Annotated in this window: 20 protein-coding genes and 3 pseudogenes; 3 read left to right on the forward strand and 20 right to left on the reverse strand. The window is 52.7% G+C overall.

Annotated features, from left to right (window positions below; translation table 11 throughout):
* A pseudogene (locus GM154_RS25790) lies at positions 1–470 on the reverse strand (transposase); the annotation flags it as partial.
* A 251-nt stretch (positions 471–721) separates the two neighbouring features.
* Here GM154_RS25790 and GM154_RS26125 point away from each other — a divergent pair.
* From GM154_RS26125 to GM154_RS24690, 3 genes and pseudogenes are all read left to right on the forward strand, one after another.
* Positions 722–1747: pseudogene (locus tag GM154_RS26125) on the forward strand (cache domain-containing protein); the annotation flags it as partial.
* Positions 1748–1774: 27 nt separating this feature from the next.
* Positions 1775–2605 (forward strand): methyl-accepting chemotaxis protein, encoded by an 831-nt coding sequence (locus GM154_RS26130; protein WP_374940345.1) that lies wholly within the window; start codon positions 1775–1777, stop codon positions 2603–2605.
* A gap of 407 nt (positions 2606–3012) precedes the next feature.
* Entirely contained in the window at positions 3013–3417 is a 405-nt protein-coding gene (locus GM154_RS24690; RefSeq protein WP_219654017.1) for a response regulator, read from the forward strand.
* 594 nt (positions 3418–4011) lie between these two features.
* Here GM154_RS24690 and GM154_RS24695 read toward each other — a convergent pair.
* From GM154_RS24695 to GM154_RS24785, 19 genes and pseudogenes are all read right to left on the reverse strand, one after another.
* Positions 4012–4851, reverse strand: coding sequence for a hypothetical protein (locus GM154_RS24695; RefSeq protein ID WP_258020044.1), 840 nt, complete (start codon positions 4849–4851; stop codon positions 4012–4014).
* Positions 4852–5316: 465 nt separating this feature from the next.
* On the reverse strand, positions 5317–5538 hold the full coding sequence (locus GM154_RS24700) for a hypothetical protein (protein ID WP_219654019.1): 222 nt from the start codon (positions 5536–5538) through the stop codon (positions 5317–5319).
* A gap of 202 nt (positions 5539–5740) precedes the next feature.
* Positions 5741–7900: pseudogene (gene trbC / locus GM154_RS26135) on the reverse strand (F-type conjugative transfer protein TrbC); the annotation flags it as partial.
* A 10-nt stretch (positions 7901–7910) separates the two neighbouring features.
* Complete coding sequence (locus GM154_RS24710) at positions 7911–8948, reverse strand: thioredoxin fold domain-containing protein (RefSeq protein ID WP_219654021.1); 1038 nt, start codon at positions 8946–8948, stop codon at positions 7911–7913.
* Positions 8949–9017: 69 nt separating this feature from the next.
* Positions 9018–10223, reverse strand: coding sequence for a conjugal transfer protein (locus GM154_RS24715; RefSeq protein ID WP_219654023.1), 1206 nt, complete (start codon positions 10221–10223; stop codon positions 9018–9020).
* A 93-nt stretch (positions 10224–10316) separates the two neighbouring features.
* A complete protein-coding gene (gene excA, locus GM154_RS24720; RefSeq protein WP_219654025.1) occupies positions 10317–10958 on the reverse strand; it encodes a plasmid IncI1-type surface exclusion protein ExcA in 642 nt (213 codons plus the stop codon).
* Between the two features lie 8 nt (positions 10959–10966).
* Positions 10967–13111, reverse strand: a complete 2145-nt coding sequence (locus GM154_RS24725) for a DotA/TraY family protein (RefSeq protein WP_219654027.1) — start codon at positions 13109–13111, stop codon at positions 10967–10969.
* A 129-nt stretch (positions 13112–13240) separates the two neighbouring features.
* Complete coding sequence (traX, locus tag GM154_RS24730; RefSeq protein ID WP_219654029.1) at positions 13241–13819, reverse strand: conjugal transfer protein TraX; 579 nt, start codon at positions 13817–13819, stop codon at positions 13241–13243.
* Positions 13809–15017, reverse strand: coding sequence for a conjugal transfer protein TraW (gene traW / locus GM154_RS24735; RefSeq protein ID WP_219654031.1), 1209 nt, complete (start codon positions 15015–15017; stop codon positions 13809–13811). Before traW ends, traX begins: the two co-directional genes overlap by 11 nt.
* A gap of 10 nt (positions 15018–15027) precedes the next feature.
* On the reverse strand, positions 15028–18081 hold the full coding sequence (locus GM154_RS24740) for an ATP-binding protein (protein ID WP_219654033.1): 3054 nt from the start codon (positions 18079–18081) through the stop codon (positions 15028–15030).
* Positions 18056–18715: a conjugal transfer protein TraT gene (locus GM154_RS24745; RefSeq protein ID WP_219654035.1), complete on the reverse strand. Its 660-nt coding sequence runs from the start codon at positions 18713–18715 to the stop codon at positions 18056–18058. The genes GM154_RS24740 and GM154_RS24745 overlap by 26 nt, the downstream gene beginning before the upstream one ends.
* 111 nt (positions 18716–18826) lie before the next feature.
* Positions 18827–19213 carry a DUF6750 family protein gene (locus tag GM154_RS24750; protein WP_219654037.1) on the reverse strand — a complete coding sequence of 129 codons (387 nt, stop codon included), beginning with the start codon at positions 19211–19213 and terminating at the stop codon, positions 18827–18829.
* Positions 19214–19289: 76 nt separating this feature from the next.
* Positions 19290–19832: a conjugal transfer protein TraQ gene (traQ, locus tag GM154_RS24755; RefSeq protein ID WP_219654039.1), complete on the reverse strand. Its 543-nt coding sequence runs from the start codon at positions 19830–19832 to the stop codon at positions 19290–19292.
* An 8-nt stretch (positions 19833–19840) separates the two neighbouring features.
* Positions 19841–20617, reverse strand: a complete 777-nt coding sequence (gene traP / locus GM154_RS24760) for a conjugal transfer protein TraP (protein ID WP_308460634.1) — start codon at positions 20615–20617, stop codon at positions 19841–19843.
* Complete coding sequence (gene traO, locus GM154_RS24765; RefSeq protein ID WP_219654043.1) at positions 20554–21906, reverse strand: conjugal transfer protein TraO; 1353 nt, start codon at positions 21904–21906, stop codon at positions 20554–20556. The genes traP and traO overlap by 64 nt, the downstream gene beginning before the upstream one ends.
* A 4-nt stretch (positions 21907–21910) precedes the next feature.
* On the reverse strand, positions 21911–22972 hold the full coding sequence (locus tag GM154_RS24770; RefSeq protein WP_219654045.1) for a DotH/IcmK family type IV secretion protein: 1062 nt from the start codon (positions 22970–22972) through the stop codon (positions 21911–21913).
* Positions 22973–23008: 36 nt separating this feature from the next.
* Positions 23009–23716, reverse strand: coding sequence for a DotI/IcmL/TraM family protein (locus tag GM154_RS24775; protein WP_308460635.1), 708 nt, complete (start codon positions 23714–23716; stop codon positions 23009–23011).
* Complete coding sequence (locus tag GM154_RS24780; protein WP_219654048.1) at positions 23713–24063, reverse strand: conjugal transfer protein; 351 nt, start codon at positions 24061–24063, stop codon at positions 23713–23715. The genes GM154_RS24775 and GM154_RS24780 overlap by 4 nt, the downstream gene beginning before the upstream one ends.
* Positions 24064–24088: 25 nt before the next feature.
* Positions 24089–26300, reverse strand: a 2212-nt coding sequence (locus GM154_RS24785) for an LPD7 domain-containing protein (protein ID WP_308460636.1), incomplete at its 5' end; no start/stop codon positions are given.

Below are 26300 nucleotides of genomic sequence, written 5' to 3' on the forward strand. Positions count from 1 at the left end.
GAACATAATCGAGTCATGTCGATTAGCTCCGCTGACATAGAAGGCAAGCGGCACACCGTTACGGTCGGTAATCAGGTACCGCTTGCTGCCAAGCTTGCCTCGATCTGTCGGATTTGGGCCGGTGCATAGGCCTCCTGAAGGCTGGATACGCTGGCAGCATCCACACTGGCCTGGCCTGGCCGGCCCGGCTCAGATCCAAACAATCTGCGTCGCGCAGCTCTTCGAGCAGGACACGGTGCAAGCGGTGCCAGACACCGCACGCTTGCCATTGCCTAAGACGCCTCCAGCAAGTCATACCCCTGCCGTAGCCCAGTTCTTGGGGTAGATCTTCCCTGGGAGTGCCGGTACGCAGGACAATTAAGAGCGAGCTCATCATCCAGACGCGGACGTCCGCCTTTGAGTGGGCGTCTATGCTCTGGTAATAGCGGTTCGATTGACCTTGAAAAAAGCAAGGTTGCTATGGTTCTCAAGCTTGAGAAGTAGGCTAGATGCAGTCTGCAACTAACTACTTTTATCAGAGAGTTTGTGCTTAAGTATTGAGCCTGGTTTGCCGATAACGCTTGATGGCGCACGGAACGTTAAAGCGCCCATCATCGAGGCAATGACCATGGTTTCGTTCAAGACAATCAAAGTGCGCTACACGCTAACCTTTTTAGCGTTCATTTTAGCGGTCGTCGTAATGACAGTACTGGGTATCAATCAATTCGTGACCCCAAGCCTTATGGCTGCGGATCAAGAAACATTGATTAATGAGACCCAGGAAATCAGCAATCAAATTATCCGTGAGCTGGATAAGGTTCAGGCTCAATCCCGCGCGATTACGCAGGCCGTTCCATTAATGGACAATGAGGCTATTGATCGTCTCTTGCCTGGCCTGATTGACCAATACGGTGATCAAAAGGTATTCGGCGGTGGTATATGGCCCATTCCCGAAAAACGCCTGTTAGGCCGTACCAAATACAGCACCTTTTATCACCGAGACGCATCAGGAAAACTGATTCTGAATACTCATTGGAACACGCCTGAATCGCTTAATTATTATGAGCAGCCGTGGCATCTGGCTGGACAAAAAGCGGTTAATGGCAAGTGTGTATGGGCAGCAGCCTATCAGGACGAGGCCAGTCCGGAGCCGCGTACGAACTGTGCGATGGCTATTGTTAAAAACGGGACACTGTTTGGTGTTTCGACAATCGATTTGACGTTGGGCTTTTTCAATCAACTGGTGGCAGATAAAGAAAAGGAACTCAGTGCTGAAATCATGATTGTGGAAGCCGACGGTAAAATTCTGAGTAATCAGCCTGAGATCAGCGGCAATATCGTACTCAAGAATGTTTCTGATCTGGCCGGTCAGTTGCCCTTTGTAGCGAAGATCCAGTCAGTGTTGAAGTCAGGTAGCCATTCTCAACTAGAGCGGGGTAACTATACAGATTCCAGCGGCGAGCCTTATAGCTTTTTCCTGGAGCCAATCGAAGGGACTCCCTGGTTAATGGCCGTAGCACAACCGACTCGTCTGCTAATGGAAAACAGCACAGCGGTTCTCAAGACCCTGGCCTTTTTGCAAATACCAATGGTGTTGATCCTCCTGCTTATGATGGTAGTGGCGTTAGGTAAGCTCATGAAGCGCCTTGAGGTGCTCAGGCAAAATATCGACACATTGTCTGCCGGGGAAGCAGACCTAACCCGTCGTATTCAGATCCGTGCGCCGGATGAGCTCGGTGAAGTGGGCCATGCGGTAAATCGCTTTATTGCTTACTTGCAAACGCTAATTGTCGATGTGAATGGAGCTACCGTAGAAATCGCTAACGGGATCGAGCATTTAAAGCAGCAGTCCAAAAACAGTAATCACATTTTGGCCCGGCATGCTTCGGAGACAGACCAGGCGGTCACAGCCATTACTGAGATGAGCTCAACGGCTGATGAGGTAGCTCGTAGTGCAGCGGAAACCGCCAGTTTCACCCAAGATGTCAATGAAAGCGCCCGTGTTTCGAAAAGTGTTGTACTAGAGGCCTCTAACAGCGTAGGTGCGCTGATAGCCGAGGTCGAAACCGCTACCGCTAAAGTTCAGGCGATGGAACAGGATGCCAAGCGGATCAATAATGTACTTGGGGTGATTGGTGAGATTGCAGGGCAAACCAATTTACTTGCGCTTAACGCGGCCATTGAAGCTGCTCGGGCAGGAGAGCAAGGTCGCGGCTTTGCCGTGGTTGCTGATGAAGTCCGCGCGTTGGCGGGGCGCACTCAACAAAGTACCTCAGAAATCAACGAAATGCTGGAAAGCCTACAGCAAGGTGTAAGTGCAGCGGTTAGCGCGATGGAAAAGACGAAAAATAGCTGCCGGGCAACGGTGGATAAAACATCACGCGTCAATGAAGGCCTTGATGGTATGGCGACATCTGTCGTTCGTATCAATGATCTGAGCACACAGATTGCCACCGCTGCAGAGGAGCAAAGCGCTGTTGCTGAAGAGATTAACCAGAACATGGTCGCTGTTCGACATATGGTAGAAGAGCTTGTTCAAACCGGTACGAGTACCGATTACAGCACCCAAGCACTTATGGCTTCTAATGAAAGACTCATTGCAATGGTGCAGCGTTTTAAAGTCTAAAGTTTTGCCACAAACAATTGGCTAGTAAACGCTAGGACATCAGAAAAGCTTGGGTTGTAAACATCGCTCTATACAGGCCAGCATCATTAAAGACCTTAAGAGGCTGGCCTAACTATCTCAAGGGAGGGAAATTCTCGGAGGCTCGCCTAGGTTATCGATCAGGGCATAGGAACACTAACCCTCTTCTCTGACCCTTGCCTCTATGTTAGAGAGCAATTCAGAAAAAACAGTGCTCGTGATTGAGGACGAAACCTCCCAGCGCAGGCTCGTGGCAGAGGATTAAAAGCGCTTAACTTGTCTCGGCCACATAATTTTTTCAGAAAGCAGAGCCAAGCTACCTCTGCTTTGCCTACAATTATCCTTGACGAGGTTTTCAACTCAAGCTCTCTGAGAGGTGGCAGTACTCCATGAATGGAGTAGGCAAATGCACCACCGGAAAAAAGATTCTTATCGTTGAAGATACAGACTACCTACGGTTCTTAATGGCCGAGGTGCTGGACTCCGTTGGGCCAAGAGTCGAAGCGCTCCCTACCGCCGACGATGGCTATTACTTTCTACAAGAGCACGGTCAAAGCGTAGCCGTTCTGGTAACAGATGTGCGTACACCAGGGCGACTGGACGGTGTTGATCTAGCAAAACTAGTCGCTAGCAAATGGCCTCATATCAAGGTTGTGCTGACTTCAGGCTATAACACCAGCTCACTTTCTAGCTTCGACGCCTTTGACCAATTTCTGGCAAAGCCATGGTCAATAGATCAGTTGCGAGGAGCGGTACTCAAAGTACTGGGAGACACTGATCAATCCTACACGTAGAGCCGCTAACAAACTCATTTCTGGTTAGCTGGTATAGGCAAGCGCAAGCTTGATACTTACTGCACTTTCTTGTCCTTAGCCTGTTGCTTGAGCTCGTTGTTGATGTTTTGTTAGCGACTCTTAGTGGGCTACTAAGCACTGCCGTAGTTTTGAGCCAGCGCGCACACGCGCCCGGTTGAGCCCCTTGGGGCGATTTATCCGGGTCTTAGCGGGGCAGGGCAGCTTTATCGCCCTGGGCCGCTTAGACGGGCTTCTACTCGGTATTGAGGTCAGCCTTTCGCGCCGTGCCGTAGGCACGAAGTGCGCGAGCATATTGCTCTATGAGGTGTTTATACCTCGTAAGACTCTGTTTTTTCCCGAAGGGGATTACTGAAGGAGAGATAAAATTCCATTTATTTCAAAGCCTTCAAATCCCATCCTCTTAGATACCTTCAAAAAGGTGTATTGGAGCGGAAAAAGGGCGTTGGGGGGACCAAGTTCGGGCTGTTTTACATCGCCTGATTGCTAGGCCAAAACCGCACTAAATTGCAGGCGTGACGAGGCCTCCGCGTAAGCGGATAAGGTTTTAGGGTAGAGCGGGGGAAGGAAAGGTTACTAGGCTTTGTTGGCCACCGAAGCAAGGAGCCTATTCATCGCACTTTGTACACCGTTACCGGATCTCGATGACGCGCTACTATCTCGCGGCTGTACCTGGGATGCTACCGGGTTATTTGTACAGACTACGCCCGCTTCACGCGCCTCCTTGGCTTGCCAGCGTTGACGCGAAACCTCGCGGCGTCTCAATTCTAGCGAGTGCTTTTCCATCGCAGCGAGGCGCTGTTGACCAATGTCTCGCAATGCAGCATCGCGGCGCTTCTTTGCTGACCGCTGAACACGCTCGTAAACGTAAGCAAGCCCTAAATCTCGCCAGAATAGTTTAGTAAACCGTATCAGAACGCGGGTGCGCACCAGGTGCAGGCCGTTTTCGTCCTTTTCGTCTAAACGCACGCGTTCAATGCGGCGGTAGACATAGCCAGCGTCGTCAAGAGTTTTTAGTAGACGGCACAGCGCCGGGGCAGAGATGCCTGCATCTTCGGCTATTTTACATTGAGTATTCAGTACATAGCGCCCATTTTGCGAATCAATATAACCCAGCACACCGGTGGCCAAGTCCAAGCGTACTAGCAATTGCTCTGCTACTCGCTCGATGGCCATAAACTTCTCACGGCGAGTACGGCGGTCGCCATGGACACAATCTAACCGGCGCAGGTATTGACCGCGATAACTGGCCATCTTGCTCAGACGCTCATAGGCCGTGCGGATTAGAGGGTTTTTTAGTTGCTGTTCTGAGAGATGACGCGGGGCTGCATGACGGGCAGGCTTTTGCCGAGCGGGTCGGCGTAGGGCAGAGTGGGGGTCAGATGAGGGAAGCCTGACAGCTTTGAGGTGGCTCATGATTCACCGCCTGGGGCACAGAGGCCGCGCATTACGATGAAACGTGTCAGGTTTTGGTGTTTCTGAGGGTACAGGCTACTGCCCAAAGAAGGCATCGCCTGCGGAGAAGTCTTTTCCATAGTTCCGCCATTCAGCGGTGAGCCAATGGTTATCACATTTTGCAGCTTGCACAATGCCACTGTGATAGCCATAATTGGCTCACATAGTAAGTGTGTTGAACAGGTAAGTCGTCGCTAAACGGGCCTGTTCAGGATTTTCCAAAAAGCCCCGCCGGCAAGCGGGGCTTTTTGGTTTCTGCAATTCGGGAATCTACATTTCTGCTTTCCTAAGATAAAAAGCTGCGCCGGATACTAGCATGCGGCTATGGCTCAAGGCTTTGCAAAATTGACATGATTTCACCATGTCGATGTGACCACCTAGACATAGCTCGTCCAGCACCATTACATTATAGGCACATGTGCCTATTTATTCAACCGGTTTACCTTGGGCTTTCAAGCTCTCTTTAAGTACGTTAACAGCCCAGTCTGGACAGGTTCTGGCACTCGGAAGTGAGGCGTCAGCAAGCCATGCACGTACAGTTCTCACGCTGCATGGCCGCTTCGTTTCCTCAGCAATCAGGGCAGCAGCTTCAGCCTGACTAATATTTCCTTTCTCCAGCAGCTCCCGAAGCAATTCCTGATTCGTCATTGAACACCCCACAAGTTGCACTTGTGCCTAGAGTAGCGCCCTTTGAAAAGTCCGTCGAATGATTTGAGAACTGCCTAGGATCAGCTAAAGAATTCCTCATCAAAGAGGGGAGGGTGTAAGTCACTATTTCGAGGCATAGCAGGCAAGCCTTGGGGCTCGGGCAACGTTGCCCTTTCTCTCATGTTTGGTGTATTGATCTGGCCTACGTGTTGCGCTTGATAGGCCTGTAACCGCTTACTGCTTACTACCAAGTCCTGCGGCGTAGATGACTGAGCTTGGTAGCCAGCTCCACGTTTTGGTACATATTGAAGGGCAGTATGAAACAACAAGGTACTGCGGACTGCGGCTCCAGGACGACGACGCCAAATAAGCTCCCATTCATCTCGTAGCTCATTCAAAGCAACCAATGTCGGATCGGTCAGCACTATGTTTTCTAAATCGGCCCGACCAGGCTTCATGTCCAGATGGTAAAGGATTTGTTGAACCCGTTCCGACCGCGGATAGCTACGCCTGATCTTGATAGGTGCACCGTCCAATAAGGTATTTAGCTCCGGTGGGGCAACTTCAATGAAGCGGTTGATATGGATGGCTTCTTTAGACAGCTTGTCTACATCATCAATATACAAAGAGCTGCCACGAATCACTTCACCTTTGAAGAGCGTGATGTTCTCACCTTCCTGCAGCTGCTGTACTTCTTCGACACTAACTTTTTTCTGCTCTTTTAAACTCAGAGTGTCCGCATCCTCCCAACTGGACCCCATGATGCCCGACTGGCGTACCATTCCACTCATTTCCGGTAAGTACTCAGTACCGGCCATCAACTGCAGGATTTCAAGTGTGTCCTTGGGGTCCATAATCTTGCCGGTAATCCGGGTACCCATGTTGGCGATAAGCGTCCAGACTTTATCGCCTGCTGCAGATTTGAGGCGCTGCGCCTCTTGGCTGGCCAAGAGCAAGCAATAACCCAAGGAACGTACTTGAGTGGCCAACTCCCCTAGTTTTTCTGTGTAGTAGGCTCCTACCTCATCGCAAATCCATAAGAACGGGAAACGATCCCTGTACTTACGGATTACCAGAATGTCTTCTGGCTTGCCTTCCAATTTCTCACCCAGATCCTGACTTAGAATCATGGCCAACTGCGACACGTATAAGCGGCCCAGAGTCGCGGCCTCATTCGCAGAAACCTCCAGCGCTGGAATCAACACCGCTAGGATGCGGTCATTGTGCACAACATCCTTTAAATCAATATCTCCGGCATCGCGGGCAAATACATGACCGTAGGTGTCGTTAAACAAGGACAGCATGCGGGTGAACTGTTGGATCAGGTAACCATGTTGATTCAGTGATTCAGTGATTCAGGCGCCCATTCAGACGGTGAATCCACCTTGGCCAAGTCAAAGCCAGCTAGCGTATTCAGGTAGTTTTCTAACGGTAAACGGGCATCCTCGTGCCACTGCTGCTCTACCGATTGAATGTAGAGCTTGGCAATGCTGCGTAGCGGTAAATGTGCCTGGATCGTGCGTTGTGACATCACCGTGCCTTCGCGACGGCATTTGTATACAAGGGAAAACACTAGAGCCTGGATCATGGCTCGCGCTTTCTCCTGCCAGCCACCATCATTACCAGCAGGCGGCAACATCGAATCCATCAGATTGATAATGTAAGTTTCTTGAGCGATACCAAACGCGTTAATGGTATTGGTCTGTCCCCTGTTTTTAGTGTCTTCTAAGAGTTCCTGCGCCCTGGAACGGCCACCATTGATGAAGCTCATCACGCGAACATCATCTTCTCGACCGTAACGCCGCGCCAAGGAAATAATGGCAGCGGCCACATCGTTCTGAGCCTTCCCGTCAGAGTAAATCAGGCCCTTTCCATAGCTCAGCTGGCCAAGTACGTACCCTAACAGGGCCTCTGTTTTACCGGCGCCGGTGGTACCAAACATCAGGATGTGCCGTGTCATGTCATCCATCGACAGCCACAGTTCGCGGCCCGCATCCCGACCACGTAGGTACCCCATGTACAGGATTCCTGCAGCCTTGCTCATAACGGTGCGCATGACGGTCACAGGCAGAAAACCCATCAGCTTGCCTGGTACTTTACGCTGGGTCGAAGGATCGAGACGGTCCATATCTGTGGGCATACGCATGGGCATCTGCCAGGACTCCAATAGCATTGAAGGAGCCCAAAGCAGTAGAGCTGGTAAGCTAACCCACAAGCTAACCGGGTACAGAACTCCACCAATAACGGAACTAGCCAAGCCTAGCGTTAGGCTACCAGGCCCCATCAACCACTCACCCAAGGCTGAGTGATAAACCCGGCGATTTATTCGAGCACGTTCAACCGCATAGTTATTGGTACGCATTCGAAATCTCCTAGTTCTTATATGCCGGTTGCTCACTAAGAAATGCGTTCAGTTTGGACGGATCTCGTAGCAGCGCTTGGGGTACGTAACGCCCATCGTCACTGATGACCCATGGCGTGCCCGGAATTCGATACGCCTGATAAGCTGTTTGGTTGATACCCAACGCTTTAACAGCTACGTCGCACTCACCGGTTGATTGAGCTGCTTTTGAGTCCATCTCTTTCGGCGCAATTTTTCCTGAATTCTTTCCAAGGTTTACCCCTTCAGGGGTTGGGTCAAACAAGGCATCCCAAGCGGCTTTGCGTTGATCAGGTGGCAGGCACAGCACTGGTGTAATGGCTGCAACCGACTTTTCTTTACCGATAACCGGTACAGGAAACACAACTACATTGAATGCGTCGGAAATGGTATTTAGAGACGATTCCAGGCGCTGGCAGTTTGGGCAGCTTGGATCAGCAAACACGTACAACGTCCGCGAATGACCGCTAGAGTAATTCACCGTAAACAGCTTTCGCTCAGCGGCGTTGTGTAGCTTCTCAGGAAGCGTGGCCTGGATATTCTCGGGTAAGGTCCAGCCATTATCTGCTGCAGCACCTGAAGCTATTTGACCTGGATCGGAAGTCACAGGCGACGGCAAGGCCCGCTTAGCTAGCTCAGGGCTACGTGCGTTCTGTGACGAGCTGATTACTAGGCTTGCTGGTGTAGCAGCGTCTTGATTACTCCAGATAAAACCTGAACAAACTATCGCGACCGCCAATCCCACGCCCAGGAATCGGCTCAATTGTTTCATCCTGCCGTGACGCACTTGTGCCCTGGCCAGTGCAGTGAGCAGGTTCTGTGCTTCATCGGCATTGAGTGTATCGAGGGAAAACTCCAGACCCTGAACGTCACGGCAAACTACACTGCCATTGCTCAGGTAAAACGATGGTTTATGACGTAGATCCAAGCTGCAAATTGTACGTGTGCTGCTGTCTGCTTTTTGGGCGACTATAAGGTGATTAGCTTTGATAAACACCAAAAACGGGGCGTGCAGAATTGCCGAGGCCATGGGTTTCCTCCAGAAAAATTTAATTAGTGATGCGAGGCGATGTAGTGCGTGCAGACACTACGGCTGCTATTAATCTGGCTCGTCGGCCATGGGTGGCTTCACGGCATAAACCGCGGCTATGGCTGGGATATCAGAAGCATTACCTTCACGACGCTTAACTGGGATGTCTTCTCTCGGGAAGACCAGGCCAATGCCTTCCAACTCGGTTTGCAGTCCTTCAATAGCTTGGGTGACTATCAAACTTGGACGGGGCAGACCTAGCCTATGAGCATGCACCTCTGCCCGCGCCTGGGCCAGCACACCGGCCCCTTCAACAAATACTTTGGCGGTGTCTGCGCTATGCAGCGCGTACCACAGGGTACGGTCAGCACCTTTAAGCCAGCGGAACCGTGCTGGGGGCAATCGAAGATCCTGCCCGTACAACGCGACAAGTGCAGAGCGAACCGAGATATGGCTTTGAAGCCATTCATCGACGCCCGGTGCCTGTGCTACACGTTTGAATCCCTTATCAGCTAGCCGATAAAGCGGCGTCATTGAATGGTTATGACCACTGAGCAGGCCCTTAACCATACAGGATCGGTTTAGATCATCGAGCAGCTGAGTCGCGGCCTTGCGGTCGTTCAGAAACACTTGTTGGCCAAATACAGCTAGCAACGCCCGCTCATATGGGGTCCAGTCCAGAAGGCCTTTATGAGCGCCGCCGATTTGAGCTTCAAATACTTCCTTAGTCGCCTCTCGATCCAGAACTTTATGCTTTACAAGGTTGTAGCGTGCGGCAAAGTCCTCTGGCTTGAGTGCCCAGGCATTGCTAGGTGAAGTATCGTTCATGAGTCCGTCTGGACCCGAGGCGGCTATTACCGGGATGACTGAGGGCGCAAACCTACTTACAACTCCAGGCAGTGTTCGGATGTTTATAAGGCGCTTGCTGCGAAATGGCAGTACCGGATGTTTTGCGAGGGCAATGCTGCTCGCAATCACCAACGGAGCCAGAAACAGTAGCAAAATCCCACTTGTGTCATTCATAACGTCCAGCCATTCGCTCACTGTTACGTCCTCTGCATTGTTCGCCACCTCAGCCAATAGATTGATCTTGCTGCCAGCCCAGGCATGAATGAGCGGGTAGTCCACCATTTTCCAAAGCCAATAGAGCGTCCAGGTGGTCCAGTACACAAAGGAATCGAAGAACAGCCAGCACAGTAGAAGGGCAGCAGATAGAGCTAATGCCCACTGTGCGTGGTCGCTCTCCCATGCACCCTGGGAAGGTCGATTTTGCATTTAGATAACCCACAAAAAAGTACACCGCCCGGATGGGGCGGTGTGAGAGGAGGTAAAGCGCGTCGGGGAAAAAGTAAGGCGGAGTCTGTTGCTTTACGCTAGGCGTGGGATCTGAACGTTTAAGTCGCGCTCAAGCTCGTCTAGCCGGTCCTGCACATACTGGTTAAATGACTTCGGCGTGCTGTACTGCCTGTACTCCATAGCGCCTAGAGTGTCGTACCAACGCTGCGCCCATGGTGTGCCTATTTCAATACGCGGCAGCTCCGGTAGTTTGGTGTACAAACGGAAGATTCCTTTGCCTTCCACTTCGCGATTCGTCCAGTCGGCCATAGTCAAGGCCACTACATCGACCTGGCCTTTACGAATCCGATGCACATATAGAATGGTCCCGTTCTTCGTGTCGATGCCAAGATACTTGCCGTCGCCTTCGTGGTAGATCTCATTAGAAGGGTCTGGAGAGAAGAACTGGGGAGCTTTGATGGCCGTAGTAACTTGCTTTAGCAAGCGACGGCGACTCAAAACTCCCTTGATGAAAAAGGCGATGGAGACCAAAACCGGAATCGCAAACAACGCAGCGAATACAGAAAAGCCTTTTGCTTCTTGGCCTGTGGAACCTAGAGCAGCAATCAGAAATAAGATTGCAAACACGAGCAAAAAGGGAAAAGCCAATAAGTAAAGGCCTTTGAATATTACGAACCACCCTTCTTTTGCCGTTTTCAGACGTTGTACCATCATCGTACTCCTTACTGAATCCCATCCCCGGCGCCGCTTCCGCCAGACCTGTTGGGTTGCGTTTTAATTCCAGGCATACGCTGAGCCCCCATTCCTGCGGCACCAAACATACCCTTCATGTTGTCAACCATACCACTCATCAAATTAGCACCTTCACGTCCACCCAAGAAGGAAATCACGTAGTCCGCCAAGGATGCTTGCAGGCCAAATAGGCGAGTTACCATAAAGGTAGCAATACGAGCATAGATCATCAGCCACCCAATCATTTTGAATAGGCCCACAATTGAATCTGCATTGGCATTAGCTAAGGCCGAAGCGAACAAGAGATTGAGGATTGTCCCGCCAGCCATTGCCGCGACTGCCGCAAAGAAAAATCCAAGAACCATGAGTGAGGGTCGCAGCATCATATCGATTAGGAAGATGTAGCCGTAAGCACTACGGCTGCCTTTGTCTTCTTCAGCTCCTAAATGAGTAGCAGCCCACATAGGACCTGCAGCGCACCCTACTAGAACACTTACCTGCCAATTGAAGACCCCTATCATCCAAAACAGGAAGGGTACAGCGGGAAGGAATACTGCGAGTGAAAAGCCTATCGCCATCAATGCAAACATGACGAAATAGAACATAGGAGCCAACGCGCCCATCACGTCTTTAACTACCGCTCCAACGTCTACAGCAAAGATTTTCCCTCCCCAACCAAGCACTGAATTACTGGCTGATGAGGCAGCCGCTAAAGTCCCTGCATAGATTGCCATTACTGTTTCTGTAGTGCCTAACGTGTAGTCACCGATGGTTTGCATCTTTATAAGCGGATTTACCTGGTTGGAAAAATCTGCCTCAGTCCCGACTTTTTGAGTAGCAAAGTAGTTTGTAAGACCCTGCATCGGCGCTCTGAACACATTTACAAACACTGAGTTTGGCTCATTTGACGTTGCTGCTGCCCCGTCATCCTTAGCCGTCTGTGTTCCCAGCGGTGCGGTGTACGTGCTGTTTTGCACCTGCGACTTATAAGCCGTAAAGACCTGGTTATAGAGTTCGCCGGTACCATGCTCGCCAAGATTGCTCATTCCAGTGACAACGGGCGTCGAGCTTGCTACATCGTTTGTCTTCGCGTTTGCCGTCGCGAACGTGTGATACCAACTACCTAGGGCAACCCAGCCACTGCTCTTGATCTGAGCCGATAATTGACTTTGCAGAGTGTCTTTGAAGTCGATCTTGTTGAGTGCCAGATTTACCTTATTCTCATACGCAGCGGCCGCATTCTGTATCTGCGTTTCGATGTCCTGGAAACTGCCTGTGTCCTGGTCACGCTTGCTCAGATAGGTATCTACAAACTGTCGCGCTGCTTCATCCAGACTACCTTGCATTGTATCCAGCGCCTGCCGCTTGGCCGTGATAACCGCATCTGTGTCTACGTTACTGTCAAACAATATGTTCCAAACGCCGGTACGGCCTATATTGGGTGTTTTAGCAGAGCCACACACGGCACTGCCGTTCCCAGTCTCGTATTGGCCGTTGCCACCCTTGGTTGTCATCATCGGGGTATTGGCTTGTCCATCCTGATAAAGCGCTGCTAAATCACGATTTATGGCGTACTTGCACAGGTTCATCTCAAAGATGCCTCGTGCTGCAGTTCGTGTCGCTGGAGCCGTGGGCTGAGTCACCATTGAATAGCCCGCGTCCATCATGTCTACGGCTTTGTCCGTCAGCAAATTCGCACTGCCAACTCCCATCACCGACGTGCCCCACAACATGATGAGCTGAGCCAGTGACCAACCCGAAGCAGTTGGCAGCAGGGTAATGAAACCGGCAAACGTCATGATCGGATAAAGCGCAGAGCGGCCTCCGTTGAACACTTGCCCTTGGTGGCCTGACTTTACGATGGTTTTCATCGTGATGGTCAGAAACCAGAACAGTGCCAGCACGCTCAAAACGCCATTAATAATGGCGAATAATGAGCCGATTAAAGTCGGCTCTGAAGATGCAAATGGATTTACAACTACCTGCCCAAAAATCATTACCAGCGCTTGGCGTGAAAGATCGTTAGGCTTTTGGGCCGCAGCGCTAATAGTTTGATAATCCACGCTATCGGCTAATACTGGTAAGGAAAAGACCAGCAGCAGTCCAGCCCACCAGAGTCTATTGGTAAGTTTCATAGGTTTTACCGTGTGATATTCCGGAACGCGAGAGGAGCCGTACTGATGAAACAGAAGAAAAGCCGCACGCCAAAACGCAAGCCGACCCAGAGTAAGAAGATGGTGGCCCCTCTTATCTACGGTGGCGAATCACCTAGACGATCCGAGGGTAAAGACTTTGCGCACCCAATGACCCTGAGCCAAGAAGTCCTTGAACGTGCCCCCTTCGCTCTCGCTGACGCGCCGTCCTTGAAGTTGCCATAACCGGTAGGTAGCAATTAGGGCTTTTACAAACCCTACTGCGCTCAAACTTGCCAGTACTAGCATTGCAAGAACCGCACGAAGTAGCGTGCTGGAAGGCAATCCGTGTGCGAGCAAAATCATCACTGCCAATATCGCAGCCAATCCGCCGGTGATCATCATCAAGCACCACCAGGCGATACGAATCCGTGTGAAATTCGTCTGCAGTTGCTCAACCGTCTTGCCTGTCCGTGCTACCGCTTCAGCCCAGTTCAAAGACTCAGACGGGGCGGACTGCCGGTTCAGCAGTGCCCAGGCCTGCTGAAAACGTCCTAGGGTTGGTTTCACACCCTGGCGATAGATTACCGCCAGGTCTGAAAACGGGTTGAGTATGGACAGCCCCACATGCCCGGCACGCTGTAGCGAGATACTCGGTTTTTTTTGGTCGGCTTTCGATTTAGTATCAGCATCGGCTGGTTCATTGTGCATGTGCTGTTACTCCCGCACTCATTTTCGATCCGAGCTCTTGAAGCTCAGGAACGTATTTGTTGTATGCAGCCAAGGCCAGTTGCTGGCCAGCAATAATATTTGCCTGCCGCTGATCATTCTTGATGCCTAGCTGTAACCAATTTCCTAGGCTCTGCACACGAATCAATTCCCGAGTTAGGTTCTCGCCACTCATCGCCTGAAGGTCCGTTTCATAAGCTGTGTTGGCATAACGCCTACCCACTTCAAACGCTTCAAACTCACGCTCGCTCATCACACCTGTGCTTTGAGCTTGTTGGCTGCCTGTTGATGCAAAGTACTCGGCTGCTGACGGACTCTGCAGCGCCTCCTGTAAAGCCTCTTGTGTTGCTGGGTTAGGCTGACTGGCAGCGATCATGTCTAGCTGTGGTTGAGTCGCAGCGCTTTGGATTGCCTTGTACTGTGTCATTAATCCTTGATATTCACGCCCGGTAGCGGATTGGATATCGCCCTTCCCTGGTGCCCTTCCGGCGTCATGACGTGCCGAGTTCTTCATGTAGGCCATCGCCGCGTCTATCTGATCTTGATTGAAAGTCAGGTCTGGACCTTTTCCTACGGCTCCCGCACCATCTACCAGCGAGCGCATTTCAATGTCGCCGCCCGGCAAACTGGACACTTGCGGGCATAAGTCAGTACCACCGTATTGCGCGGCCTCGCTTGCTGTACAGTATCCAGCGTGTATCGCTGCACTACGATACCCACCCTGCCGCGAACTCACCGGTTCAGATGCGATGGTTTTCTGTACTACCGCGCTGCTGACACCCGAACCGCCTGCCAGCACCGCTGCCTGCGCACGGCTAACTTTCCCGACAGTAGCCGCAACCCCGGAGGCGGACTCACTGCAGATACTGTCAGCGACCGTGTATTGCTCTCTGGCACGCTCAAGGCGCTCAGTCTGACGTCCAAAAATGTCTGCCTCGCGTTGGGCACGGCCTGCCTCGGTAATTACAGCAGCTTGCTTGTCGCTGGCCTGGACAATGGCCGTGCCGATTTGTGTTTCAGTGGTTAGAATTTCTGCCAGTGTGGCTTGAAGATCCGCCATGGCAGGCATTACCTGTCTGGAGATAGGTACACTGGCCGTGACGGTCACTGAAGCAGCAAGTGCTTGTGACGCTTCGAGCAAACTTACGGCCAGCACCGTTAATGCATAAACTCTTTTCACGATCATTCCCTCAAATGTTGTAGCCGCGCTGATCAATCAACTCGTTGGCCAAAGTACGAATCACGTTGTTTGCGTCAGCCTCGCCAGCTTGTTTCTGACGCAGCGCTATGAGCTTTTCAGCCGTACCCTGTGGAAAGGCCTTTGCAAGAATGGATCGGGCAGTAGAGCCGCCAACGGCTTCGTACAGTAGGCGGCGCAAGGCGCTGTCACCGGGTGAGGAGTTCAGTGCCCACAACTCCAATGGCCCTAAAGCATTTTTAAGAATGCGCGCTAAAGTGCCGCCGCCCTTGATCCGAAAGACGCCCAAAAAAGGGACGCCACTACCATCAGAAGCCGGACCGGAGCCCATACGCTGAAAGCGCTGCAGCGTGACCCTAGGCACCTTGAATGTTTCGATCAGACGCTTTTCGTCTTTGGGGTCCACCTCCATCATGTACAACGAGTTGGCCGAGTTCAGAATGGCGTCAGGGAAATCACGCACATATTGAGAACACAACACAGTGCGCACGCCGAACTTGCGCTGCTCACGGTCCTGGGTTTCCAGCATTGGAAAAATGAAGGGTACCTTGGCTGCGTTATGTAGCTCGTCGTAGACCTTAGTTTTAACTTCCTGGTCCAGTTGCTCCAGGCGGTCCCGATGCAGCGGGTGATAAAGTTCTGGAACCGCAGCCAACAAAGCATCCCTGTACTGAGGCAATACAAAATCACCACCTGCCACCTGGCCTGCAAACAAGAACATGATTCCGGTTTTTAGGTGTCCGGCGTTCGTGTCGTCGCCCATCACGTTGTTAAGGTCAATGGCAATTACCCGTGTGTTCGGGCTAATCAGAAACCGCGTGCGTCCAGCCAACATCTTGAACTCGCTACAGGCATCAGCCATGCAGCGGTGCAGGTACTCCAACAAGGGCTCTTGACTATTATCACGCTGTACCCGGCCATAGGCTGCTTGCACATCCTCATGATTCAAGAAACTGGTCATGTCGGCCAGTTCGGGGACAGCCTGGAATTGAGCCCGCTGCGCTTCTTGTACAAAGCCTGCTTCAAATAGCAAATCGCGTACCTCATACCAAGTAGTGCTTTCCCACCACTGGGCCGAATAGCGCTCAGTGAGTCCGGCCTTATCCAAAGCGGCATCTACTTCAGGAACAACACCACGCGTCCAAGCCCTAGGGTTGCTTTCAGCGTTAGCGGTGTAGGACATACTGACGATGCGTTCTAGGATCTGGCGGGTATCACGATCATTAGGTGGATTGCCCGTTGAAGGGTCAATGCACATGGCCGTCAACATACTGATGATCCAGTTACGCTCAGGCGCAATTGGATAACGAGCACCCAATTGGATATCAAACAGGTTACGGCAATGCTCTGTGCTGTTTTGCAACACGATGCCCATTACTTCATCTTGACGTTCTGGTGGCAGGCTATCGCGCAGCAAGGCTACTTGCCCTTGCATGGAAAAGCCTTTGTCCACGCCGCCGATAAAAGGCAATCGCTGTTGAGCACTAGATACCATCACATTTCCTAGTTTGTTCAACAGCACGGACTTGCCCAGCCCTGGAGAGCCGGTAATGACGTTAGTCAATTTATTCTGTTTGGGCGTAGCCAGACCTACGGCATAGAGCTTGCCATCAGTTGTCGGGAATAGCGCGTTTCCGTCCTCCCCCCAAGCCGATGCGGGTCGAGTTAACGGCAACAGGTTCAGTGCCTGTGATAGTGGGGGATACAACAGATGTGGACCACTGCCAGCGCTGGAAGCAACCAGCGTCGAAGCCCAAGCCCGGACCGGATTGCCAAACGTCTGCGTCACTTCACACACACCCCAGGCCTGGAACGCGTGAGTGAGTAGCGTCAGATTACGTGTAACGATGGCCTGACTATCACCCCAGGTGGTTGCCACAATTGTCATGACGCACACTGGTTCTTTCTGCTCGACCCGCTCCAGGGTTTCAATCGAGTTCCAAATTGGCCGAAGCGATGGCATAAACGCCATGAAATCTAGAGTGCCTTTTTTAACACCTAATGACTTCATACCTCCCGGCATCATGTCCATACGCACCCGCCAAGGCACACCACGAGGGATCAAAGCTTTGAGCTTGGCAAAGGTCTGTGGCGTCTGAGGCCCTAGAACTACTGATAGACTGCCGTGCCACATTCCATTGATGCAAAGCTTGTTACCCTGAGTCTCCATGTCCTGGTTCATCAGCTGAAATTTCAGCTGTGGTGCCAGGAAAGCGGTATGGTCGTCTCCGTTACGCACACCGTGCGGGGTAATGGGATCATCAGGTAATAGCGGTCGCCAAGCTTCGCTAGTACCTAATCTGTCTACCTGAGAACGCAGCGCCTGTCCCACCTCGTGAGCATCAAGCAGTTCCAGCAAAACGCCTTGGCCCTGATCACCAAAGGCCCCCTCAATAGCACTCATGAATGCATCGTGACGAATTTTTAGACCGGCCATCTCAGCCAATACCGGATTTTGGCCAAACCTTGCATCCGGGGTTTGGCTCACAAGCTGCTTGAGCCGCTTGTTTTCGTCGATCAGTTCGTGCGCTGACAGTCCTTTGCGGCCTGTGTAACACACAAGATAGCAGCGCTCCCGAGACACCCACGGAGCCAGCTTTTCTACGTTTTCATCAAGAATAGGCGTCAGGTCGATGCCGGTACGTTTTACAGAAGCGTATTGAGGAGCCAGTAGCCGCTTAACCTCCTCACGTCCACGGTCTGGATCATCATCGAACACAAGGCTTATTTTATGTCCGTGCTTACGGTAGTCAGCTGTCAGCGCATGAGTCATACGCTCTAGGCGACCGCTCCAGGAATAAGGTTCATCACGCGCAGCTGATTCGTCGGTATCGCAGAAACTCCCAGCAACGGCATATACCGAGCAGTAATCACCGCTGTCATTGACCAGAATATACGGGGCCTTGAGGCTAGGATGCCGGGTACGATCGTCATTTGTCAGACGCAGCACCGTGTTCAGATCACAGTAGTCAGGTAGGTCACGTGACACAGCAAACCGGGAGGTTTCGGTAATTAGGTCTTCAACCCAGCGGATGAGGCTCGGCATAAAAATCACTCCGGGTGTAAGTGTCCCAGCTTCGAGAAGCGAGCGCTGATGCAGCAGTCTTCCCAGCGGGTAATAACAGGGTCAGGTCTTCAAACATGTCTGAAGGTAGGATCAGGGCGCAGTCCGTCAGGCGGGCTTGTAGTGTCGAACGTTTGTGAGGCGGTAAACGCTGCATAGCCTTCGCGAACTCGCCTGCACGCGCTGTACCCCATGCTTGCTCAACTTCGCGACTATGCCGGGCAAGCCATAACAAAACCCTTTTGCCTTCATGACGCTGTGTTCGCGTTCCTCCAAGAACGGCGATCAATGCCCGGCGCTGCAGGTGATGTACGTCAGCCATCGCCATACCAGGTAAAAAAGCCAGGAGTCCATGCGTTGCGGTTGGACTATCTAAATGCCCAGCCAGGTAGCAAAGGATGCAGGCAGCGTGAGGGTCGGTGAATCCTGACCTCGCGCCCTGCCATAATTTTTTAGTTCTGAATCCACAGCAATCGCATTGATCACTTACAACAGCAACAGGCACGGGTGTTTCAGGATTGCCACTGATATCAAGTATCAGTGGCGTTCGCGATGATTGTTCGCGATCAGGTGTAAATGGCGTTTTTAAGGAGGTCTGCAATAGATCAACGTCCATATATCTGCCTTCTGGATCATTTCGGAATCCGGAGAATGGATGTCTAGGAAGGAAATATTTAGGTATCGAAAAGAACTCTGCGATGACCGAAGTCATCGCAGAAGGGTTTGCTTAGCCAACATCGACAGGCGACAGGCCAACTTGAGCTTGCGAACGCTTGATGATTTCCGGAACAACCACTAGGCACACCCCAAACAAGATGGCCATGACAACGTGGCTAGTCTTGATCTGAGGGTTGTCTTTCTTCTGCTTAGCAGCGATCAATCCACCGATTACAAAGATCACACCGATAAACTGGGCAATAGTGAGCGCAGATTTTTGCATCGACTCGGCCCCTGTTGCCCCCGAATCGGCCATACCAGCGATGTCGTCAGCTGCAAAAGCCATCACAGGGCTTGCAGCTACAGCTGCCATTAGCCCTTTCATTACTCGTTTACGTAGTGCGTCTTTGAAAATAGACAGGCGAACAGCAGCGCACAGCAATATGTCTTTAGACATAACCGACTCCTAAAGTATTGATCAGTAAGGTGTAGCGATTGAAAGTGCGCCTAGGCGCGTTGAATTCCCAACCTGCTTACAGCAGGCCGAGAGACTTTTGCAGGGCGCTTAGCAAGTACGGGTTGCATACGCAAAAAACGCCCAGAATAAATTTAAGGGTGCCATGAGACACATCCTGACTGGCGGATAGTCCTGTGTGTCCGTCCTTGTATGAACGCTTCCAGGACAGCATCCCTGATAGTGCAAACCAGACGCCCAGCATCCGTACTAGGCTTAACACGGCGTTGGCCGCGTCCGCAGCGACACCAAAAGTGCTCACATTGACGTAACTAATGGCGGTGAAGGTCGCACCTTGCCAGCCAAACTGGCGTGCTGCCGCGCCGATCATTTGATCAAGACCAGCAAGTCCGCCACAAAGCAGTAATACTGCGATGACCTTGCCGCCGCTCTCAGCCTGGCCAGGTGCTTTGCGTGCAGCACTGGCATGCGTGGCGAGATAGGTCACGGCGCCCGTTACGGCAAACAAACTACCTAACGTGAACGCCAGATTTACAAAGGAGCCCAACAGGTTGTTGGACAGGTTAACGAGCATCTGAATCGCATCAGTTCCCCCAGCCATGACTTACCTCATCTGAGCGTGCCCGCACTGGTTTCCACTTCACGGGTCTTGGCATCAATACGGGTAACTGTGACTTTCCCGAGTTGATCACCTGCTTTAACAGCCCAGGTTTTGTCCTGCCAATACACCCAGGCCATCCCGTTTTGCACCGCCTGTACCTGCATACCGGCCAGCGGAGAGCGTGTCTTTGCGACAGGTCTGCTGACTTGTTGTGAAGTGGTCATTGCACCAGGTCGCCCTTCAAGGAAGGACACGCGAGCTGACAGCACACTGTTTTGCGCCTGGCTCTCATTCAACTGCTGCTGCAGAACCTGCTGCGCTGCACTCAGAGCTTTAAGCGTTGTAGACAAGCGCTCAATAGCTGCTCGATTGACCTCGCCGTAAGTCCGAACGCCGCCGATCATGGCAGCTACCTCGTTTTTAAACTGGCCAAGATCTGATTCTGGAGGGGCCGATACTGCCGGGGCTACGCTCGCTCCTTGGACATGCAAATGTTGCTGCTCAAAGTCGTCTTGAAACGCCAATCGATTAACCGTTGGCGTTTCTTCTGGAGCAAACAGATACCAAGCAGCTCCTGCCAAAATCAGTACAACACCCATTAGCCAAGGCAGGGAAAGACCCAGAGCTATCGGACGTTGCCAAAAGCTCAAGCCAGATGCCTGCCTGGGAGGAGGCTTTTGAATTGAAGAAGCAGTGGTTTCTACTGCTGGACTGAACTCGCTCATTCTTGACTCTCCTGCAGCTTTCGCTGCGCCTGGATACGCATCTGGGTCTGCGCACGCCATTGATCAGGCGTCACCGGCTGTGTTGATGCTGGGGCTTGAGCCCTGATGGTCTGAGCTGGAACAGCAGATTGCACAGCCTCCCCGCTTCGTCCTGGAGCAATCGCATCTCCGGCATACACCCCACGCATGAACTGAATCGCTACCACCTGATTTTGGAAAACCCTGACTTGGGTAGCAGGGGTGCGCGCGGCATCCTCACTTAACACTTTGGCCGCTTGGCTGGCCGCGCCGCCCAGAATCGAACCAGCGACAGCGGTACCATCTGGCATGCCAGGTCGGACGGTTTGAGTAGAGAACCCGTTCGTCAGTACCTGCGTGTTGGCATTGGAGTACATATCACTGATATTGCCGATACCACTTAGTACTGCCGGTAACACAATGCGTGACATATAGCGGTGGTCCACTTCAGAGGCCACATTGGCTAGCAAGGTATCGTCTTGTAGCGCGTAAGCATCTACCTTGTAATTGACGCCCTTGTAGGCCATCTCAGTAAAGTGAATGACCACGCCGTCACCCGCCAACCTGGCTCCTTCGGGCGCCTTGAGCACCGCTCCGGCGTATGCCCCGCCCAACTTACCCAGCACCGGTGTCGTACTGTTGTCTGAGTCCACACCAATATCGATGACACCTGGCCCACGCCAGTAGGGCGGCACTACCTCCACAGGGGAGTAGGGTTCGGCACCGCCGTTCATCGAAGCGGTTTGTAGCCTTCCCCCACCGGGTAGCGTTTCGCTCCAGCGGTCGTAACCTCCAGTAGCTCCTGCAGCTGCTCCACCCGAACCACCTTCCGCGCCTAAAACCTTGCCCAAATTGAGTCCGGATAAGCTATCGGTATTATTTTCTGAGTTAATTCGGCTAAGCAGTCTCTGCAGAGCCTGCTGACGCGGATCGTCCTTCTTATTAGCCTCCTTTGATTGATCCTCGGTTCGGGTATGGCTGCGGCGGGCTGTGGGCTGTACTTGTTGAACAGGCGTAGCGGCCACGACCGGCTGCATTACTGTTGTCTGCTCCATCGGGATACTGGCAATAAAACTGCTGTTTTGGCTTTTTGCTGCGCTGGCCCCCTCCTGGTTGTATTGCTTTAGCAGGTCACGGTAGGCCTGGCTTTCAGGGGTGCGGCTATGGGCAGCTGCCGCCACCCGAACGATGTCCACCTTCGACTGCTCCGGCGCAGGGCTGGCCAGCCAACCCCACAGAAAATAGCCACCTCCCAAGATAGCCACTAATACCCCCCCAACCAGCGTAACGGTGAGTTTTATGTCGCGCTTGGCGTCGTTTTCGTTTGCCATGAGGTTACTCCAGAGCGACATTAAGGGCCGCTGTACGGCCCATTACAGAGAACGATACGTAGGGCGTCACAGGTAGCTTCCAGAGGTGGGTACCGTCTGCCGACGATAAAGTGGCCTCGAACTCATCACGGATTTCAGCCCGCGTGCGGATATAAAGGTCATCTCCCATTTGCCACACGGTTGTGTCCGGTACATTGCCCGTGGTTTTCAGTTGCTTGGCTTCTTTAGGCGGAACACCATCGAGAAAGCCCTGAAGAACATGATCATGCAAACCGATACGCACCTCTGGAGCAGCACCAGGCTGAGCACTTGGCCCGCGCCTAGGCACACGCATGTCCAGGCGGCTATCCACTGTCCATGTCTTAGCTTGGGTGTCCGTCTCCCCACTTGTTACGTTCAGCACAATCGGTACAGTGAGTCCTTCGAGATACACCGTGACGTTGCCGCTTGCCATAGGCTTGGTGGCATACAGCACCATCACTGCGCTGTTAGGGACGTAATACGGCGTGATATCAGGGTTGCCACTAATGGGCGCAGCGCCGAGTTTCCATGGTGCCCCAGTGCTATCGATAAAGGTCAGCGAACTGGGATAGTTCACCGCCGTGCGTACCAGCGGCAAGCTGGCTCCAGGCGATAGGTTCACTGTCTGTGCGCTAATCCTTGGGACAACTGTGACCTGCGGAGCGACCATTGCCCTGTCAACGTCATTTGCCTGCCCACGCAGCTGCCGGATCTCTTCAGGAGATAGCGGCGAAACGCTCTCCTGAGCCTGCTGAAACAATTCAGATGGCGGCGGTAATGGGTCATTACCCGAAGGCGCTGGAGCGGAGCTTGCTCTTGCGGCACCAGTACCAGCGTTTTGCACGGGCGTGCCAGCTTGCGGTGTAGTTGGGTTTGTATTTACACCTGTCGCCCAACCCGAAGGCCCAGCCGTCCTAGCTGGGGACGTTGTAGAAGCTTTTGTAGAAGCGGGGGTTTCTGTTGCCGATTGTGGGCTTACAGTTTCTTCCGCCCAGGCATAGCCGCTCGCCGCTAGCCATACGGCAAGCGCAATAGTGGTTTTCATGGAAGTTACCTTTCTAACGGCGCCGGTGACGCGGGCCTAATTGGAATTGCTGGTAATGATCTGGGTGACTTCTAATCCAGCGTTTTTCACCCGTACGTCCGTCTGCTGAATGCGCTGCGTGAAAATAAAGCGCTGGGGTGGGCTACTGGATTGCTGACCGTCGAGCTTCAAAGTAACGGGATATTGGAACTCCCAAGCATACTTATCACCCAGTCTGCCCTTGCTTCGAATCACACCTGGTCCAACATCCACCGACAAGTTCATCCGCTCATCCTTGACCGCTTTAAGAACGTTCGACGTTGTTAGCGCCTTGTAATAGTCCTGAAATCCTGTCTCGGAATAGCGCTCGCCTAATTGAGTCATCTGATCTCGGTAGTGCACAAAATCCAGCGTGAAACTCTGCCGGATAGTGTCGGCTCCAAAGGCCGACACATCGCTTTGGCTATGTCCTGGTTTGTCTGTTGGGATCACCCTGACAATTCTGCCCCCTTCAGTTGTGAAATATTTCACCGGAGGATGAGCAACCTTCCAACCGAGATACCCATTAGCACCGACCGACAGTACCAATGCCGCGCTGACCCAAATTAGCCCAGTCAAACAGCGATGAGCAAAGGCAGCACCTAGCTCACGGTCACGTTGTAGCCGTAAGGCATGCTCGTAAATCTGCTCATCCACTGTTGCAGGCAGGGCTGCTTCTTTCAGTGACTCATCTATAGGTATGACTTGCTCTTGTAGAGACTTCACGGCAACCCCCCCTGCGACCATGGATCGAAGCTTGCGGGAATGTGGCTATTCACCTTATCCACGGCTGCTTGGCATATCTGGTCCGCTACTTTATTCAGCAAGTCCTCCAAGCTTGGAAATGAAGGCAAGCTGATACGTGTGGTTCGAATACGCGACAGGCAGTCCTGAAGCTCATCGGAGACGGTGCGCTCGCGCTCTGCCCATATATCCGATGCATTTTTGGCCTGCTCATACGCGGTTTGGCTGCCTACGCTAGCTGCTTGGCCTGAGCGGCATACCGCTGCGCTTCCCACAACGGGCAGGCAGCACAAAACAACCAGCAGTGCACTGCACATGCTTTTCATCATGATGAGTTCCTTTGCTGTTTGCGTTTTAAGCCGGGCGCGGATCGCTGGGCTGTGCTGCCGGTGCCGCTGTGGGCGCGGACTTTGGGAGAGTAACGTCCTCTCTCCACCGCTCATCAAAACCCAACCGAGCATGTAGAGCGGGGGGAACCTCTGCAGGCGCATCGAGCTTACCAATGCGTACCGCGCTATCGCCTTCAAGTTTGAAAGCTATATTTTCCCGCGAAACCGGCTCGCCACCTGATCGATTGATGCCGTTACCCGTACCGATTGGAACCACTCCCTCTGGGGTAATGGCATTGAACACCATGGGCGGCGCATCGTTGCGGCCAGGTAGACTCACCAATACATGTTGATATTGATCTCCCTGTCGCGCTACGCCTTGCAGGTACGGACCGTCACCGCGTACTAGGTACATATCTAACTGGCCATCCTGCGACCAGCTGCTCATCACAGGTTTTCCTGCCGTGTTGTGAGGGTCTATCGCTGGCCGAGGCGCTGATAACTCGTCTCCAGCTTTAGCGCTACCCTCTCCATTTGGCATCAGCCAGTACAAACCATTCTTTGGCGGCGATGGCATGGGCACATCCAGACCTAACTGGGTGACCAATGCCTGCTGCACTACTGCAAAACGACCTGCGTCATAGGCGCCGAGTTTTACTCCTTCATCCTGACCGGTGCGTACCATAGGACTGCCCGCAACAGTAAGCGCCCATTGGTTTCGATGCGTTTCTTTATCATCAAAGCCTACGGTGACGCCTTCTTTATCTTTGCGAGGAACTTTAATCGTAACTGGCTCATTGCCTAGCCACTGCAACGTCACCATTTTTCCAGGCTGTACACGTGTTTCACGCAATAGCCCAGCCAGCTCCTTGCCCCAAAACGTTTGGATACCGGTCTTTGTGCGTAACTTGATATAGGTACTTTCAGAATTCTCTTCGTTAAAGCGAAACGGTGCTTGGCCACTCGCAAGGATCTTGCCCGTTACCCCATCCTTGGCAGCCTGGAAGGGCTGGTGAATCTCTGGCGACACTGCCGGTCTCGCTGCCGCTTCAGTTTGATTCGTAGCAGTAGCCGGTGCCGCCGGTTGCGGCTTTATGACCGTTGCTTCCGGCTTTTCCTGTTCAGCAGGCTGGCGTGGATGCTGGTTAAGATCTGCCGCTTCTAAAGGCTGATAACCAGGCTTCACGGGTGACAGATGAGTCTGGTTATTCAGCTCCTGTGACGCGCCTTGAGACGGCCGCTCTATATCCGTTTTCAAGACCGGACCCTGTGAAGGTTCTGGCCCACGTTGCACTGGCGTAATATCGCCTGTGACCGCGTTACGCTCCTCTTGCGGGGTATTGAATGCTTTGCGAGCATCTTCCAGTAACGCCTGCTGCGCAGGATTTTTCATCTCCACATTGATTTGATGCTGAGCAATTAAACCAATGGCTTTTTCTTTAAACTCGTCACTACCTGTCAGCTCAATACGTCCCCGATAGTACTGAGCAGCTGTCAGCAGAGCCGCGACCACCATCTCTTCGTTCTGGCTAGCACCATTTGCCATCTCCAGGCGTGAGCCACGATCTATAAATGCTGCTTCGTTATCAAGCTTGTAGAGAACAGCGTTGTCGCCTTGCTTCTCCCAAGATAGCCGTCCCAGAAGCGCATCCTTATCAAGGTTAGTAACCTGTGGCTCAACCTCAGCGCCGCTTGGTCGAGGGGGGCCGACCCAAATGGCATCAAGTCCGGCCTCAGCCGAGGGGCTTTCCGAAGCCTCTGCAGGCTTTTTAGGTGGCGCTACCGGCTCAGCCGGTTCAGCCGATGGCACAGTTGTGTCTTCTTTAGCTGTGGCAGGCTGTCCAACTCCCGTTGGGCGAACGGGGGATGTTTCTTTCTCCGACTCCAAGGCCACTTCAAGCGGCAACGTAGGGGCTGGAGTTGTTTGAACTACCGGCGCGGCCACTGGCCCGGCAACAGCCGGGCCTTCCTCAGTGCCATTGCTTACCGGCTTGGCGGGCGTAGCCGCTTCGAAGCTAGCAATCGAAGGCGGCTCGCTAACTGGAGCAGTAGCCCCCTGAATAGCTGTGACACTTGCCTCAGACTTGGACTCAACGGGTACCGCTTCGGAGGGTCCACCAGCTGGCAACGTAGGGGCTGGAGTTGTTTGAACTACCGGCACGGCCACTGGCCCGGCAACAGCCGGGCCTTCCTCAGTGCCATTGCTTACCGGCTTGGCGGGCGTAGCCGCTTCGAAG

It is taken from the genome of Pseudomonas sp. MAG002Y (assembly GCF_019400845.1).
In the GTDB taxonomy this organism is placed as follows: domain Bacteria; phylum Pseudomonadota; class Gammaproteobacteria; order Pseudomonadales; family Pseudomonadaceae; genus Chryseomonas; species Chryseomonas luteola.

What these genes read in the sequence shown, in the direction of transcription:
- GM154_RS24690 (WP_219654017.1), top strand. Translation starts at nt 3,013, where the DNA reads ATGAATGGAGTAGGCAAATGCACCACCGGAAAAAAGATTCTTATCGTT.
- GM154_RS24695 (WP_258020044.1), bottom strand. Translation starts at nt 4,851, where the DNA reads ATGAGCCACCTCAAAGCTGTCAGGCTTCCCTCATCTGACCCCCACTCT.
- GM154_RS24700 (WP_219654019.1), bottom strand. Translation starts at nt 5,538, where the DNA reads ATGACGAATCAGGAATTGCTTCGGGAGCTGCTGGAGAAAGGAAATATT.
- GM154_RS24710 (WP_219654021.1), bottom strand. Translation starts at nt 8,948, where the DNA reads ATGGCCTCGGCAATTCTGCACGCCCCGTTTTTGGTGTTTATCAAAGCT.
- GM154_RS24715 (WP_219654023.1), bottom strand. Translation starts at nt 10,223, where the DNA reads ATGCAAAATCGACCTTCCCAGGGTGCATGGGAGAGCGACCACGCACAG.
- excA (WP_219654025.1), bottom strand. Translation starts at nt 10,958, where the DNA reads ATGATGGTACAACGTCTGAAAACGGCAAAAGAAGGGTGGTTCGTAATA.
- GM154_RS24725 (WP_219654027.1), bottom strand. Translation starts at nt 13,111, where the DNA reads ATGAAACTTACCAATAGACTCTGGTGGGCTGGACTGCTGCTGGTCTTT.
- traX (WP_219654029.1), bottom strand. Translation starts at nt 13,819, where the DNA reads ATGCACAATGAACCAGCCGATGCTGATACTAAATCGAAAGCCGACCAA.
- GM154_RS24740 (WP_219654033.1), bottom strand. Translation starts at nt 18,081, where the DNA reads ATGCCGAGCCTCATCCGCTGGGTTGAAGACCTAATTACCGAAACCTCC.
- GM154_RS24745 (WP_219654035.1), bottom strand. Translation starts at nt 18,715, where the DNA reads ATGGACGTTGATCTATTGCAGACCTCCTTAAAAACGCCATTTACACCT.
- GM154_RS24750 (WP_219654037.1), bottom strand. Translation starts at nt 19,213, where the DNA reads ATGTCTAAAGACATATTGCTGTGCGCTGCTGTTCGCCTGTCTATTTTC.
- traQ (WP_219654039.1), bottom strand. Translation starts at nt 19,832, where the DNA reads ATGGCTGGGGGAACTGATGCGATTCAGATGCTCGTTAACCTGTCCAAC.
- traP (WP_308460634.1), bottom strand. Translation starts at nt 20,617, where the DNA reads ATGGCGTGCGCAGACCCAGATGCGTATCCAGGCGCAGCGAAAGCTGCA.
- traO (WP_219654043.1), bottom strand. Translation starts at nt 21,906, where the DNA reads ATGGCAAACGAAAACGACGCCAAGCGCGACATAAAACTCACCGTTACG.
- GM154_RS24770 (WP_219654045.1), bottom strand. Translation starts at nt 22,972, where the DNA reads ATGAAAACCACTATTGCGCTTGCCGTATGGCTAGCGGCGAGCGGCTAT.
- GM154_RS24780 (WP_219654048.1), bottom strand. Translation starts at nt 24,063, where the DNA reads ATGATGAAAAGCATGTGCAGTGCACTGCTGGTTGTTTTGTGCTGCCTG.